This window comes from Neoalteromonas arenosi (assembly GCF_030362855.1).
Taxonomy (GTDB): domain Bacteria; phylum Pseudomonadota; class Gammaproteobacteria; order Enterobacterales; family Alteromonadaceae; genus Alteromonas_E; species Alteromonas_E arenosi.
Genome location: NZ_JAUCBP010000007.1, coordinates 1,010,084 through 1,023,920, shown reverse-complemented (window position 1 = coordinate 1,023,920; position 13,837 = coordinate 1,010,084). Strand labels below are relative to the sequence as shown.

Genomic DNA, 13,837 nt, shown 5'->3' with positions numbered 1-13,837 from the left:
GCCTTAATCAATTTTTTAACAAGTGGCACATAGTAGGTGTCACCACTGTGTAGGACTCAACATGCCTGTAATTACTCTTCCTGATGGAAGCCAAAGAGAATTTTCGAACCCTGTTTCTGTTTTAGACGTCGCTATGGATATCGGTCCTGGTCTAGCCAAAGCTACCATTGCTGGTCGTGTCAATGGTGAACGCGTCGACGCCACGGACATGATCGAAAGTGATGCAGAGTTAAGCATAATCACTGTTCGCGATGAAGACGGTTTGGAAATCATTCGTCACTCATGCGCTCACTTGATTGGTCATGCCATCAAGCAGTTATATCCGGACGTTAAAATGGCGATTGGTCCAACCATTGATAATGGTTTTTACTATGACGTCGATTTGCCTGAGCCATTATCAAATGACGACTTGGCCAAAATCGAAAAGCGCATGATGGAGTTGGCTAAAACCAACTACGATGTAGTGAAGAAAAAGGTTACTTGGCAAGAAGCACGTGACGTTTTTGAGGCTCGCGGCGAAAGTTATAAGGTTGAAATTTTGGATGAAAATATTGCCAAAGAAGACCAGCCAGGGCTTTACCACCATGAAGAATACGTGGATATGTGTCGCGGTCCACACGTACCCAACATGCGTTTTTGTCACCACTTTAAATTGATGAAAGTCGCAGGTGCTTATTGGCGTGGTGATAGCAGTAATAAAATGCTGCAGCGCATTTATGGTACGGCTTGGGGTGATAAGAAGCAGCTTAAAGCTTATTTACAACGCTTAGAAGAAGCCGAAAAGCGCGACCACCGTAAGATCGGTAAAGCATTAGACCTGTGGCATTGGCAAGAAGAAGCGCCGGGTATGGTGTTTTGGCACAATGACGGCTGGTCAATTTACACTGAACTTGAAAAGTTTGTGCGTGAAAAATTACGCGAGTATGGCTACGGCGAAGTTAAAGGTCCATTGATGATGGACCGCACTTTGTGGGAAAAATCAGGTCACTGGGACAAGTACGCCGAAAACATGTTCACAACTGAGTCGGAAAAGCGCGAATACGCGATTAAACCGATGAACTGCCCTGGACACGTGCAGATTTTCAATCAAGGGCTCAAATCCTATCGCGATTTACCGCTTAGAATGGCTGAGTTTGGCTGCTGTCACCGCAATGAACCCTCAGGTGCACTACACGGTTTGATGCGCGTACGCGGTTTTACCCAAGATGATGCACACATTTTCTGTACTGAAGAGCAAATTCAAGAAGAGGTAAGCGGTTGTATCAAAATGGTATACGACACTTATGCGGCATTTGGATTTGAAAAAATCGTAGTTAAGCTTTCAACGCGCCCGGAAAAACGCGTAGGCGAGGATGCGGTATGGGATAAAACTGAGAAAGCACTCGCCGATGCATTGACTGCAAATGACATCGAGTTTGATTACTTGCCGGGTGAGGGTGCGTTCTACGGACCGAAGATCGAGTTTACTCTGCACGATTGTCTTGATCGCGCCTGGCAATGCGGTACGGTTCAACTGGACTTTTCAATGCCGGGACGTTTAGGTTCGACCTATGTGGCTGAAGATGGTGAGCGCAAAGTGCCGGTCATGATCCACCGTGCGATTTTGGGGTCACTCGAGCGCTTTATTGGGATTTTAACCGAAGAGTTTGCCGGTTTCTTCCCAACTTGGTTAGCGCCAACGCAAGCAGTTTTACTCAACATTACCGATAAACAGAGTGAATATTCGCAAAAAGTTGCAAAAAAACTACAAGAATCAGGGTTTAGAGCAAAGTCTGACTTGAGAAATGAGAAGATTGGCTTTAAAATCCGCGAGCACACATTACAGCGTGTTCCGTACATGCTGGTAGTCGGCGACGCCGAAATGCAAGAAAATGCAGTTGCGGTCCGGACTCGACGGGGCGAAGACCTTGGCAAAATGTCGCTTGATGCGTTCATTGAACTGATCAACAACGATGTAAAGAACAAGGCGATCAATTAGTTCTCGTTAGGTGTGACAGCGTTTGAGTCCTGAAGGTTTATCCAGCAGGGCTCAGACAGACGATTTAATTTTTGGAGGAATAGCACATTAAAGGCGCTAACAATAAGGCTCAGGGCGATAAAGCCCGCATTAACGACGAAATTACCGCTAGAGAAGTCCGTTTAATCGGCAAAGAAGGTGAACAAGTGGGGATTGTGACGCTCGCAGAGGCACAGCAATCAGCCGACGATGCCAACCTAGATTTGGTAGAGATTAGTCCGAATGCCGAGCCGCCAGTCTGTAAAGTTATGGACTATGGCAAATTCCTCTTTGAAAAAAGTAAAGCTCAGAAAGAGCAAAAGAAAAAACAAAAGCAAATTCAGGTCAAGGAGATTAAATTTCGCCCTGGCACTGATGAAGGCGATTACCAGGTAAAACTGCGCAACCTGCGTCGCTTTCTAGAAGGTGGTGATAAGGCCAAAGTTACGATTCGCTTCCGCGGACGTGAAATGGCTCACCAAGAGATCGGCATTGATTTGCTAAATCGCGTTAAAACCGATTTAGAAGACATTGCTAATTGCGAGTCTTTCCCCAGAAGGGTAGAGGGTCGTCAAATGATCATGGTGCTCGCCCCAATTAAGAAGTAGTAGTGGTTTACAAGTATTAGAGGCTCTGCAACCTTTAGTCACCCTGCTGCAAATTTTAACTAGGTTAAGTACGACTGCACGTGCAAAGGCCTACATTTAACAATGCGGAGTTTTAGCAATGCCTAAAATGAAATCCAACAGTGGAGCTGCCAAGCGTTTTCGTAAAACCGCTTCAGGTCGTTTCAAAAGTAAACAGTCTCACTTACGTCACATTTTGACGAAGAAGAGTACTAAGCGTAAACGCCATTTGCGTGGCAAAAAACTGGTTCATGATGCGGATACTCAGCTTATCCAACGCATGTTGCCGTACGTTTAAGACAAGGAGACTGAATAATGGCTAGAGTAAAACGCGGTGTAATCGCACGCGCACGTCATAAAAAAGTACTAAAGCAGGCTAAAGGTTACTACGGTGCCCGTAGTCGTGTTTATCGCGTAGCTGTCCAAGCAGTTACTAAAGCAGGTCAATATGCATACCGTGACCGTCGTCAGCGTAAGCGTCAATTCCGTCAATTGTGGATTGCTCGTATCAACGCTGCTGCGCGTCAAAACGGCATGTCTTACAGCCGTTTCATCAACGGCCTTAAGAAAGCATCTGTTGAAATCGATCGTAAGATCCTTGCGGATATTGCGGTACACGATAAAACGGCATTCAGTGCACTTGTCGAAGCAGCTAAAGGCGCTTTGGCATAATCTTTTAACCATTTAGGTTTAAGTTCTTTCACGAAACGGCGAGCAGGAAGCTCGCCGTTTTTTTTTGCGTTTTAAAAACTGTCAAAATTATTTACACTTCTGTAACAGTTCTTTCTATCTTATTGAAAGTTAGAGTAATTATTGTTGGCCCAAGTTTTGCTCTCGCTGTATGTTATCCAAATACCAATTATAAAAACACGTAACCTGTCGCTAGGAGCAATAAATATGAAGTTGTATCGTAAATTTCTGTTATCAATCGTCTTATTGGGTTTTTCGGGATTTTCCCACGCAGCACTAATAGGCGTATGGGGCGGAAACTTTAGTAGTTTTCAGACTCTTATTAACGGCACAGGCAATTCTGCCGTCGCGTTGAATAGTTCAAGTACAGCAGCCGATTTAGCAGCGGTTGATCAAGTATGGCTAATTCGCACTTCAGGTAATGCAACACTACTCAACTATGTATCCAATGGTGGTGTTTTGATCACTGAGTGGTCTGCAGCAGAGTGGGCAGTTGATACTGTATCTATGTTAAATGCTGATGTTGCATCTATAAGCTACCAAGGAAATGCTGTTCCCGTAACGTTTACTCAGGCTGGTCTTGATTTAGGTTTTGGGAACGCAACAGGCAATCCGTATTCAAATGGTGGTGCCACCAGCTTCTTCCAGTCTTTCACTAATATTGGCAACGGCGTCGATATCATCGCTACCATTGCCGGCGGATTTAATGTTGGTGTTTCTGGTGCTTTCGGTGCAGGCCGTGTGACCGCATTAGGTTGGGATTGGCAAGATTTGACAGACAGTGGAGCATCAAGCGTGATTAATGGTCTATTTTTTACTGACATCATTAACAGTAGTGTTCGTCAAGCAGCAGATGTATCAGAACCGGCTTCTGTTGCTTTGTTGGCTCTAGCGTTAGTCGGCTTCTCAATGCGCCGCAAACGTAAGTAGAGATTCGTCAAATCACAGAATGACTTAAACTAGCAAAAGCGAGCGTAAGCTCGCTTTTTTTATTGGCAAAAATTGTCTGAACTCATAATAAAAAGCGCTTAAACCTGTTACTTCTAAGCGGTTCTTGTGTAAAATGTCGAGCTTTATTTTGCACTCCCTGTGCGCAGTAAAAACGCGCACTCACCGCTAGAGGATGTTATGGATCTTGATGCAATCATCAACGAAGCAAAATCGTTGATTGATGCCACAGATAATGTGGCAAGGCTCGATGAAATTCGAGTCGAGTTTATGGGCAAAAAAGGTAAGTTGACCGACCTGTTAAAAGGGCTAGGGAAATTATCTGCGGAAGAACGCCCAGCAGCCGGTCAAAAGATTAACCAAGCTAAGCAAGCTATTCAGGGCTTGTTGAGTGAGAAAGGCGCAGCGTTAAAAACCGCTGAGTTAAATGCAAAGTTAGCCGCTGAGAAGTTAGATGTTACGTTGCCCGGTCGCGGTGAAGTTTCAGGTAATTTACACCCGGTATCACGCACCATTGCACGGATTGAACAATTCTTTGGCGACTTGGGGTTTGCCGTTAAAACCGGTCCAGAAGTGGAAGATGGTTTTCACAACTTCGACGCGCTTAACATCCCCGCGAATCACCCAGCACGTGCAGATCATGATACGTTTTATTTTTCACCGAATATCATGCTGCGTACACAGACGTCGGGTGTACAAATCCGCACCATGGAAGCTGAGAAACCGCCATTGCGGATCATTTCGCCTGGTCGCGTTTATCGCAATGATTACGATCAAACACATACACCAATGTTTCATCAAGTAGAGGGTTTAATGGTCGACCGCAATATCAGCTTTGCGGACCTAAAGGGGATATTGCACGATTTCTTACATCACTTCTTTGAAGAAGATTTACAAGTGCGTTTTCGTCCGTCTTATTTCCCATTTACAGAACCTTCGGCTGAAGTAGATGTAATGGGTAAAAACGGCAAATGGCTTGAAGTTTTGGGCTGTGGCATGGTCCACCCCAACGTATTAAAAGCGGTAAATATCGACCCTGAAGAATATACCGGCTTTGCGTTCGGTATGGGCGTAGAGCGTCTTACCATGTTGCGCTACGGCGTTAACGATTTACGCGCATTTTTCGAAAACGATATGCGCTTCTTAAAGCAGTTCAAATAAGGGGCGACGCAATGAAATTTAGCGAAAAGTGGTTGCGTGAGTGGGTAAACCCTCAACTAGATACCAATGCTCTAGCAGAGCAATTAAGCATGGCGGGTTTAGAAGTCGATGCGACAGAGCCTGTAGCAGGCGAGTTTACTGGCGTAGTTGTCGGTGAGGTTGTGGAATGTGACCAACATCCGGACGCTGATAAGCTACAAGTAACCAAAGTCAATGTTGGCGGTGAAGAGTTACTCGACATTGTTTGCGGCGCCCCCAATTGCCGCAAAGGCCTTAAAGTAGCTGTTGCAACTGTCGGCGCGGTATTACCAGGTAACTTCAAAATTAAAAAAGCGAAACTGCGTGGCCAACCCAGTTTCGGTATGCTGTGCAGTTTCTCTGAATTGGGTATGGGCGAAGACCACAGCGGGATTATTGAATTACCTCAAGATGCACCAATTGGACAAGACATAATCGAATATTTGGCTCTTGAAGATGCAACGATTGAAGTTGATTTAACGCCCAATCGCGCTGATTGCTTGGGTATTCGTGGATTAGCTCGTGAGGTGGGTGTGTTAAACAAGCTCGACGTGACCGAGCCTACCGTTGCGGCTGCAGCGGTCACTATAGATGATACGCGAGAAATCGAATTAGCAGCACCGCATGCTTGTCCGCGCTATTTGGGGCGTGTGATCAAAGGGGTAAACCTCGCTGCGGCAACGCCGTTGTGGATGGTGGAAAAGTTGCGTCGTAGCGGCATCCGCAGTATTGACCCAGTGGTTGACATTACTAACTACGTGCTTTTGGAGTTAGGGCATCCTATGCATGCCTTCGACTTAGCGGCAATCGATGAGAAAATTGTTGTGCGCATGGCGCAGCAGGATGAAAAAATCACCTTGCTCGATGAGTCTACTGTCGCCTTAAAAGACAATACCTTGGTGATCGCCGATGCGAGTAAAGCCGTTGCGATGGCGGGTATCTTTGGTGGGTTACATTCGGGCGTGACATCCAAGACACAGGATATCTTCCTTGAATCAGCGTTTTTCGCGCCGGATGCAATCATTGGTAAAGCGCGCCAGTATGGCCTACACACTGATGCCTCACATCGCTATGAGCGCGGTGTCGACCCTGAATTGCAGTACACCGCCATGGAGCGCGCAACACAACTACTGCTAGATATTGTTGGCGGTCAAGCTGGACCCATTGTCGAAGCTAAGTCAGAACAGCACCTGCCAGCTTCGCGCAGTGTGACTTTGCGTCGTGAGCGACTTGATCGTGTGTTAGGTCATAAAATTGACGATGCAACGGTTACGGAAATACTTCAGCGACTGGGTCTGTCAGTGACTGTGGGTGATAACAGTTGGTCCGCCGTTGTGCCGACCTATCGCTTTGATATCAACATTGAAGAAGATCTCATTGAAGAGGTTGCGCGCGTTTATGGTTACAACAATATTCCGAACAAAGCGCCACAATCTTCATTGCTAATGCTGGCAGCACAAGAGAGCCATTTGCCGCTAGCACAGCTGAAAAATACCTTGCTTGAGCGCGGCTATACAGAAGCGATCACCTATTCATTTGTCGATCCAAAGCACCAATCGGCGTTGTTCCCTGAACAACAAGGCCTAGTGTTACCACATCCAATTTCTTCAGAGATGTCGGTAATGCGGGTAAGTTTGTGGACGGGTCTTTTACAAGCCGTTAGTTATAATCAAAAGCGTCAGCAACAACGTGTGCGCTTGTTTGAGACGGGGTTGCGCTTTATTCCTGATGAACAGGGTGAAAATGGCTTGCGTCAAGAAATGATGATTGCAGGTGTAGCTGCGGGGCAGCGCGATGATTTACATTGGGACTGCACCGAAGCACCGGTTGACTTTTACGATGTGAAAGGTGATGTGGAGTCTATATTAGCGGCTGCGGGCATACAGGGTGATACCGATTTTGTTGCGGCCCAACACAGCGCACTACATCCAGGTCAAAATGCCGAGATCACTCTGGCCGGCGAGGTCATTGGTTGGATTGGCGCAGTGCATCCGCAATTTGAAAAATCGCTGGGTTTAAACGGTCGTACATTTGTATTTGAATTGTTTGTCGATAAAGTCAGTCGCCGCACGCTTCCGGATGCACAACCGATTTCTAAATATCCAGCTAATCGCCGAGACATTGCAATTATTGTCGATGAAGCAATTAATCTTGGCGATATACACAGGTATGTAGAAAAAATTGGCGTAAATCAATTAGTTGACCTAAACTTGTTCGACGTGTACAGAGGTAAAGGAATCGAACCAGGGAAGAAAAGCCTGGCTCTGTCGCTTACATTGCAAGATCAGAACAAAACCTTAGAAGAAGCCGAAATACAGCAAGCGGTTGATAAGGTGGTAACTGGTCTCGAAGCACAATTTAAGGCAGCGTTGAGAGAATAAGAAATGGCATTGACCAAAGCCGAAATGGCCGAACATTTGTTTGATAAACTCGGATTGAATAAACGTGATTCGAAAGAACTCGTGGAAGCTTTTTTTGAAGAAATTAAGTCTTCTTTAGAGTCTGGTGAGCAAGTCAAGCTTTCAGGTTTTGGTAATTTTGATTTGCGTACCAAAAATGAACGGCCTGGGCGCAATCCTAAGACGGGTGAAGATATTCCTATCAAAGCCCGTCGAGTTGTAACTTTTAGACCCGGACAAAAGCTCAAAAGCCGCGTCGAGAATGCCAAACCTGCAGGTCAGTAAGGCGAATTAACAGCTCTATTATTGGAAATCACCGTCGGCGCTTGTTGACGGTGTTCTGATGTTTTCAGCATAAACAACGACTGCTCACTGAGACTTGCCTTGCTATACATAGGTTCATATTCAGTGACGGTTATTCCATTGTCGGCTTCACGCGTAACAACAACGCGAGTAACCCGATTGTCTCGAGTTTCAAAACTGACATTCAAGGCCGAGTCTTGATACCACAAGTCAGGTAACTCTTTGCGTCGGATTAATGAGTTGAGGATCAATAATCGGTCTTCTATGTTAGCAATGGTTGGCATACATTGGCCCAGCTTAAATTTGTCTAGTGATCTATTACTGAAGTAAATGATGTTTAGTTTAAAAATAAATAAATCTGTTTTGTTCGTTGTTCTCATCGCGGTGGCAAGTGTCATCGCATTTTTATGGTTTACCCAACAGGAAAACGTCTCTAACTTCGATACGCCACAGTTGACCATAGAACAATTACTGACAGCGTCTGATGTTGAACAGGGTATTGTAAGAGCGTTTAAAAACAACGATATGGACGCACTTGAGCGATGGCAAGAGCGCATACTTGCAGCGGCTCGACAAGTGGGATATGAAGATCCGCAACTGGTCTTTTTAGACGGACAACGAGGCCTAGATTATTTGCAATTTCAGGCAAAACGACGAATGTTCCTGCAGGCTGTAGAACAGGCGTACTACCTCGGTGAAGCATTTGAACCTTTAGCTGGGCGCTATCCCGAGGCAGCGGACTTATTCCCTAAAACACAACAATTGTTTGCTAACCGCAACGCCACATTAGAAGCCATGACTGAGGCATTGCTAGAGGCCAACCGTGAGAGTAATGAGGAGCCATTAAGCTACGCCCAAGCGAATGCTCAAGCGTTAGTTGAATGGCAGCGTCGTTTGGATGAAGCCGCTAATTAAGCGCTGAAAATTCAATTTTATGTGCCGATTCCCCGGGTAACAGCGGTGTGTCTTGTGCTCGGGTATAGTCGTCAAACCCAAGTCGATAAAACGGGCTTAGCGGGTGACCTGACTGTCCTCCCGGAATAGTCAAAATGGCGTTGTGTTCAAATCCCGGTTGTACCGTTAGGCGCTGTGAAGCACCGTGCGTACCATTTTGAACGGCGGGTAAGTAGCTATCACCAAAGCCCGGCACGCTAGGCATATCTAAAAATCCAGATAAGAAAGGCATTACCCGGCTGAATGGGTGTTGTACCCTAAGCTCATTGACAAAGCCCCAACGCAATTCATTTAAACGGTCAATATCGCCATCTACATATTGCGCTAACAGTTTACCGCGACTTTGGCGATACATATTGACTAAAAATTGCTGATAGTTGGGATAGTCTTCAGGCAACCACAACTGAGGTTGTTGTTGCAAAATGACATTTATAGCCGGTTCAACATGGCGTAAAACGGGGCGTAAGGTCAATTCTTCGGTGTGTAAGTGGTTTTCTATCGGTGCTAAAAGCTGATTAATGACTTCAGTGCGGAATTTTCTCACCAATGTGTAACCCACAGAGTCTGGACAAGAGCAAGCTTGCCAGTTGTCCAACAATGCTAAATCGGCTTTGAATTCGTTAGGGCTTTGACGTAGGGTGCGCGTTAATATTGCATGCCATCTACTCAAGAATTGGGCTTCGTTATCGAGCTGTATCGCGTAAAAATCATCTTCTGAAAACGTTTCTCTCTCATACAGTCGGTCGCGAATTTGTAGTCCTCGTGCGCCAAGTGCATAACCTCCATCGCCGAAGCGCTCGAGTTGTTGCGTGGAAATCACCCGAGCATTTGCGGTCCAGATCCTGTTCGAGTCAGGATTGATGACGGCTGGTAGATCGTGCGCTTGAAAAGACCAACTCTCAGAGACTGCACTTTGAGGGATGGCAATGTTACTCGGTGTCAAACGAGCGGTGACTGCGCCTGCGGGCATCCAACCCACGTTACCGCTGTTGTCAGCAACAACGAAATTCTGCACGGGGATCCCCATGGATTGAGTGATTTCACGTGCTTGCGCAACTGTTTTTGCTGTAGCCAATGAGGTGTGGTTGAGGTTGACCGCATAGTCAAAATGAGCGGTCCAGCGCAGTGCGTAGCGTTGTTCGTTAAAGGTTTTTACCGGTCCGTATTCACTCATTAAAATGGTATAGATATGTTCGCCATCAGGCGTTTTAATGACTTCGTCAATTGATGTGACCGGCGTATCGTCGGCTAACTCAATCCAATCAGTATTGTCTAAATTGGCATTGGTAAAGCCCCAAGCAATGTGCGTATTACTGCCAACGATAATACCAGGAGAACCAGGGAGGCTAACGCCATGAAGACTGACATCCTGTCCTTCTTGCTGGTAATTAAGACTCAAGCGATACCATATTGGTGGCACGCGTAATCCCAAATGCATATCATCACTGATCATGCCCGCACCTGTAGAAGTGAGACTGCCACTCACAGCCCAATTATTACTGCCTATATCGATAGGCTCTTCGATAGCACGGTAGGCCCAGTCGCGATTATCAATGTTAGTGAGTTGTGGAATATCAATGACTAACGGTTGCGGTACTACGGAGTTGTCTAGCGCTGCCTGGTAAGCGCTCGGTAGCAATAAAAAATCCACCATATTTTCACCGTAGCGCGCAGCGATACGTGTAAACGTAAGGTCGCGACTAACTTGAGAGTGCTGTAAATCCATGTACATGCTAAACGAAACTAAAATCGAGTCAGCCATTTCCCACGGTTTGAACGATTGTCGTAGAAATAAATATTCAAATGGCAATACGGACATCTCATTTACCGCGTCATTAACGCCTTGTGTATAGGCGGCAAGCAGCTCGCGATGGTTATCTGGTAACTGTGATGTGATCATTTCGGCGCGTTGACGAAACTGATGAAACCTAGCACGTTGATCAAGCGGCAGTGCGGCCGAGCCAAATAACTCGGCAATTTCACCGGCACCACTACGGCGTAGAAGATCCATCTGAAACAGTCTATCTTGCGCGTGCGCAAATCCTGTCGCATAGGCCGCATCCATGCCATTTGCAGCTGTGACAATTGTATGACCGCGCGCATCGCGCTCTAATAGCGTGGTTGCTGTTACGGGGGCCAATCGCTGTTGATCAAGATTGGGTAAACTTAACCACAACGCAATATAAGCGCCAGCGAGCACTAAAAATACTAATGTAAAGAGAACGATTGAGATGCGTTTAATCATTTTTTTTCGTATAGTTTCCGACGTTTACAGCATCGTAACCATGCATCGTTACAATTAGAAGAAGAAATTTGCGGAGGGTATGGAATGGGGCCATTGATGGTTGATATAGCTGGTCTTGAGTTAACCGCTGAAGATGCTGATGTGCTTACTCACCCGTTGGTCGGTGGTTTGATTCTGTTTAGTCGGAATTATAGCGAAACCGAACAGTTGCGCAGCTTGGTCGAATCTATCAGAGCTATTACACCGTCAATCCTTATCGCTGTTGACCAAGAAGGCGGTCGCGTACAACGCTTTAAAGATGGGTTTACGCGGATCCCTGCGATGGGGCAGCTACTACAACTCGCTAAAATTACTGGTAGCAACGCGACTGAACTGGCGTTTGCTTGTGGTTTAGTGATTGGCTATGAGTTACGCCAGTTCGATATTGACATTAGTTTTGCGCCAGTCCTCGATCTGGACAATATTTCAGATGTGATTGGTGACCGAGCATTCAGTGGCTCTATAACCGAAGTTTGTCAAATGGGCAGTGCATTTGTCGATGGCTTTCGTGCGGTTGGCATGAAGTCTACGGGAAAGCACTTCCCGGGGCATGGTAGCGTTAAAGCCGATTCACATATAGCCGCGGCAATTGATCATCGCGATTTGCCCGCAATAGAACAAGCGGATATGCAGGTTTTTAGTCAACTCATAGCCGCAAATAAGATTGATGCACTCATGCCTGCTCACGTGATCTTTCCGCAGGTGGATCAACACCCAGCTGGGTTCTCAACGTTCTGGTTACAACGCGTTCTACGCGACAAACTTGGGTTTGATGGGGTTATTTTTTCTGATGACCTTTCGATGCAAGCCGCTACAGTCACCGGAGATGCTGTAGCTCGAACCAAAGCGGCATTATCGGCGGGTTGTGATATGGCGTTAGTGTGTAACGATCGAGCCGCAGTGCTAGAGGTATTGGCCAAGCTTCCCATTGATTTTAAACAGAGCTCACGCATACAGCAGTTAAAACCGCATATTGAAATCGCGTTAGCGGCCGTTACCGCCGAATATGAACAAGCCAAAGCCCAAATATCACAAGTGTTAGGAGCCGAACAATGACAGCAGCTCGACAAGATTGGCTCAAGTTGCCGATGCTTGTGCTAGCGATAGTGTTAGCAGTAACTATGTATGGTGTGCTGACTGCGATAGGGCAGCCGCATGAAGTGGCGATAACTGCTGCCATAACCATGCTGGTCGGAACCATGTGGGTGACAGAGGCGCTGCCAATTCCGATTACTTCGCTCATTCCATTTGCGGCGTTTCCTCTGGCTGGAATTTTGACTCATCGCGAGGCCGCTTCCGCTTTAGGTAATCATGTGATTGTGTTGTTAATGGGCGCGTTCATGTTATCTAAGGCGTTGGAAAAGTCAGGCGTCCATACGCGGCTGGCATTTGGCATGTTAAAGCTTACCGGCGCACATAGTGCTAAACGGTTGGTGTTGGCCTTTATGTTAACCGCCGCAATTTTAAGCATGTGGATTTCAAATTCAGCCACAACTTTGATGCTAATGCCGATAGGCTTGGCTTTGGTCAGTCATTTCAATCAGCCTCGGTTGGCTATCGTGTTGTTGCTTGCGATTGCCTACTCAGCATCATTAGGCGGAGTGGGCACCCCCATAGGTACGCCGCCCAATATAATCTTTATTAGTATTTACGAAGAGTTCACTGGTATTCAACTGGGCTTTGCTGACTGGATGCAATATGGCATTCCCGTTGTAGTTGTTGCGATCCCATTGATGGCTCTATGGTTAACCCGCGGTATTGGCCCATTGGGGGATGTAACAATTCCCGAACTTCCTGCTTGGCGCTCAGCGGAGCGACGTGTGCTAATTGTCTTTGCGTTTATTGCATTGGCATGGGTATTTCGCCCTCAGTGGAGTGGAATGCTGGGTGTAACCGGCATTGGCGATAGCACTGTTGCGCTGATCGGCGTGATATTGATGTGTATCATTCCCACTGAGCCGCGCAAAAACAGTAAAGAAAAACGCTCATATTTGTTGGATTGGGAAACGGCGAAGGATATTCCCTGGGGTATGTTGTTATTGTTTGCAGGGGGGATTTGTATAGCCAGTGCATTTACTCAAAGTGGGTTAAGTAAGCTCATCGGTCAAGGGTTAGGCGGTTTAGCGGGCCTACCAACGCTGTTATTAGTATTACTGTTGTGCTTAGCGGTTAGCTTTTTAACAGAAATTACTTCGAATACTGCTACCGCCACATTGTTAATGCCGATCTTAGCAAGTGCTGCACTTGCTAGTAATATGGATCCGGCATTGCTGATGATCCCAGCAGCTATCAGCGCTAGCTGCGCGTTTATGTTGCCAGTAGCAACAGCACCGAATGCTATTGTTTATGGTACGGGAAAAATAGACATCAAAACCATGGCAAGAGAAGGGGCGGTGCTCAATGTCATGGTTGCAGTGGTAGCGGCCTTAGTTATCGGTGTGCAGTTTTAGCGTTAACG

The 13,837-nt window shown here is 46.4% G+C and carries 13 protein-coding genes; 11 read left to right on the top strand and 2 right to left on the bottom strand.

Annotated features, from left to right (window positions below):
* Window positions 1–61 precede the first annotated feature (61 nt).
* The 8 genes from thrS (at window position 62) to QTP81_RS10920 (ending at window position 8,123) form a co-directional block, all read left to right on the top strand.
* The gene (gene thrS, locus QTP81_RS10955) at window positions 62–1,978 is read left to right on the top strand and encodes a threonine--tRNA ligase (RefSeq protein ID WP_289365485.1); all 1,917 of its coding nucleotides are present in this window, start codon (window positions 62–64) and stop codon (window positions 1,976–1,978) included.
* An 86-nt stretch (window positions 1,979–2,064) separates the two neighbouring features.
* The gene (gene infC, locus QTP81_RS10950) at window positions 2,065–2,604 is read left to right on the top strand and encodes a translation initiation factor IF-3 (protein ID WP_289365644.1); all 540 of its coding nucleotides are present in this window, start codon (window positions 2,065–2,067) and stop codon (window positions 2,602–2,604) included.
* Between the two features lie 118 nt (window positions 2,605–2,722).
* Window positions 2,723–2,920 carry a 50S ribosomal protein L35 gene (gene rpmI, locus QTP81_RS10945; protein ID WP_289365483.1) on the top strand — a complete coding sequence of 66 codons (198 nt, stop codon included), beginning with the start codon at window positions 2,723–2,725 and terminating at the stop codon, window positions 2,918–2,920.
* 17 nt (window positions 2,921–2,937) lie between these two features.
* A complete protein-coding gene (rplT, locus tag QTP81_RS10940; protein WP_289365481.1) occupies window positions 2,938–3,294 on the top strand; it encodes a 50S ribosomal protein L20 in 357 nt (118 codons plus the stop codon).
* A 225-nt stretch (window positions 3,295–3,519) separates the two neighbouring features.
* Window positions 3,520–4,242, top strand: a complete 723-nt coding sequence (locus tag QTP81_RS10935; protein ID WP_289365479.1) for a PEP-CTERM sorting domain-containing protein — start codon at window positions 3,520–3,522, stop codon at window positions 4,240–4,242.
* Between the two features lie 198 nt (window positions 4,243–4,440).
* Window positions 4,441–5,421 (top strand): phenylalanine--tRNA ligase subunit alpha, encoded by a 981-nt coding sequence (pheS, locus tag QTP81_RS10930; protein ID WP_289365643.1) that lies wholly within the window; start codon window positions 4,441–4,443, stop codon window positions 5,419–5,421.
* Window positions 5,422–5,432: 11 nt separating this feature from the next.
* Window positions 5,433–7,820 carry a phenylalanine--tRNA ligase subunit beta gene (gene pheT, locus QTP81_RS10925; RefSeq protein WP_289365477.1) on the top strand — a complete coding sequence of 796 codons (2,388 nt, stop codon included), beginning with the start codon at window positions 5,433–5,435 and terminating at the stop codon, window positions 7,818–7,820.
* Between the two features lie 3 nt (window positions 7,821–7,823).
* A complete protein-coding gene (locus QTP81_RS10920; RefSeq protein ID WP_289365475.1) occupies window positions 7,824–8,123 on the top strand; it encodes an integration host factor subunit alpha in 300 nt (99 codons plus the stop codon).
* Here the strand turns inward: QTP81_RS10920 and QTP81_RS10915 are convergent.
* Window positions 8,117–8,425 (bottom strand): hypothetical protein, encoded by a 309-nt coding sequence (locus QTP81_RS10915; RefSeq protein WP_289365473.1) that lies wholly within the window; start codon window positions 8,423–8,425, stop codon window positions 8,117–8,119. The genes QTP81_RS10920 and QTP81_RS10915 overlap by 7 nt on opposite strands.
* A 100-nt stretch (window positions 8,426–8,525) precedes the next feature.
* Here QTP81_RS10915 and QTP81_RS10910 point away from each other — a divergent pair, with 100 nt between their 5' ends.
* Window positions 8,526–9,056 carry a hypothetical protein gene (locus tag QTP81_RS10910; RefSeq protein WP_289365471.1) on the top strand — a complete coding sequence of 177 codons (531 nt, stop codon included), beginning with the start codon at window positions 8,526–8,528 and terminating at the stop codon, window positions 9,054–9,056.
* On the opposite strand, the gene QTP81_RS10905 is transcribed toward QTP81_RS10910, so the two are convergent.
* Window positions 9,049–11,340 carry a penicillin acylase family protein gene (locus QTP81_RS10905; RefSeq protein ID WP_289365469.1) on the bottom strand — a complete coding sequence of 764 codons (2,292 nt, stop codon included), beginning with the start codon at window positions 11,338–11,340 and terminating at the stop codon, window positions 9,049–9,051. The genes QTP81_RS10910 and QTP81_RS10905 overlap by 8 nt on opposite strands.
* An 84-nt stretch (window positions 11,341–11,424) precedes the next feature.
* On the opposite strand from QTP81_RS10905, the gene nagZ reads away from it, so the two are divergent.
* Both nagZ and QTP81_RS10895 read left to right on the top strand, forming a co-directional pair.
* The gene (gene nagZ, locus QTP81_RS10900) at window positions 11,425–12,435 is read left to right on the top strand and encodes a beta-N-acetylhexosaminidase (protein ID WP_289365468.1); all 1,011 of its coding nucleotides are present in this window, start codon (window positions 11,425–11,427) and stop codon (window positions 12,433–12,435) included.
* Entirely contained in the window at window positions 12,432–13,829 is a 1,398-nt protein-coding gene (locus tag QTP81_RS10895) for an SLC13 family permease (protein WP_289365466.1), read from the top strand. Before nagZ ends, QTP81_RS10895 begins: the two co-directional genes overlap by 4 nt.
* Window positions 13,830–13,837: the final 8 nt, after the last annotated feature.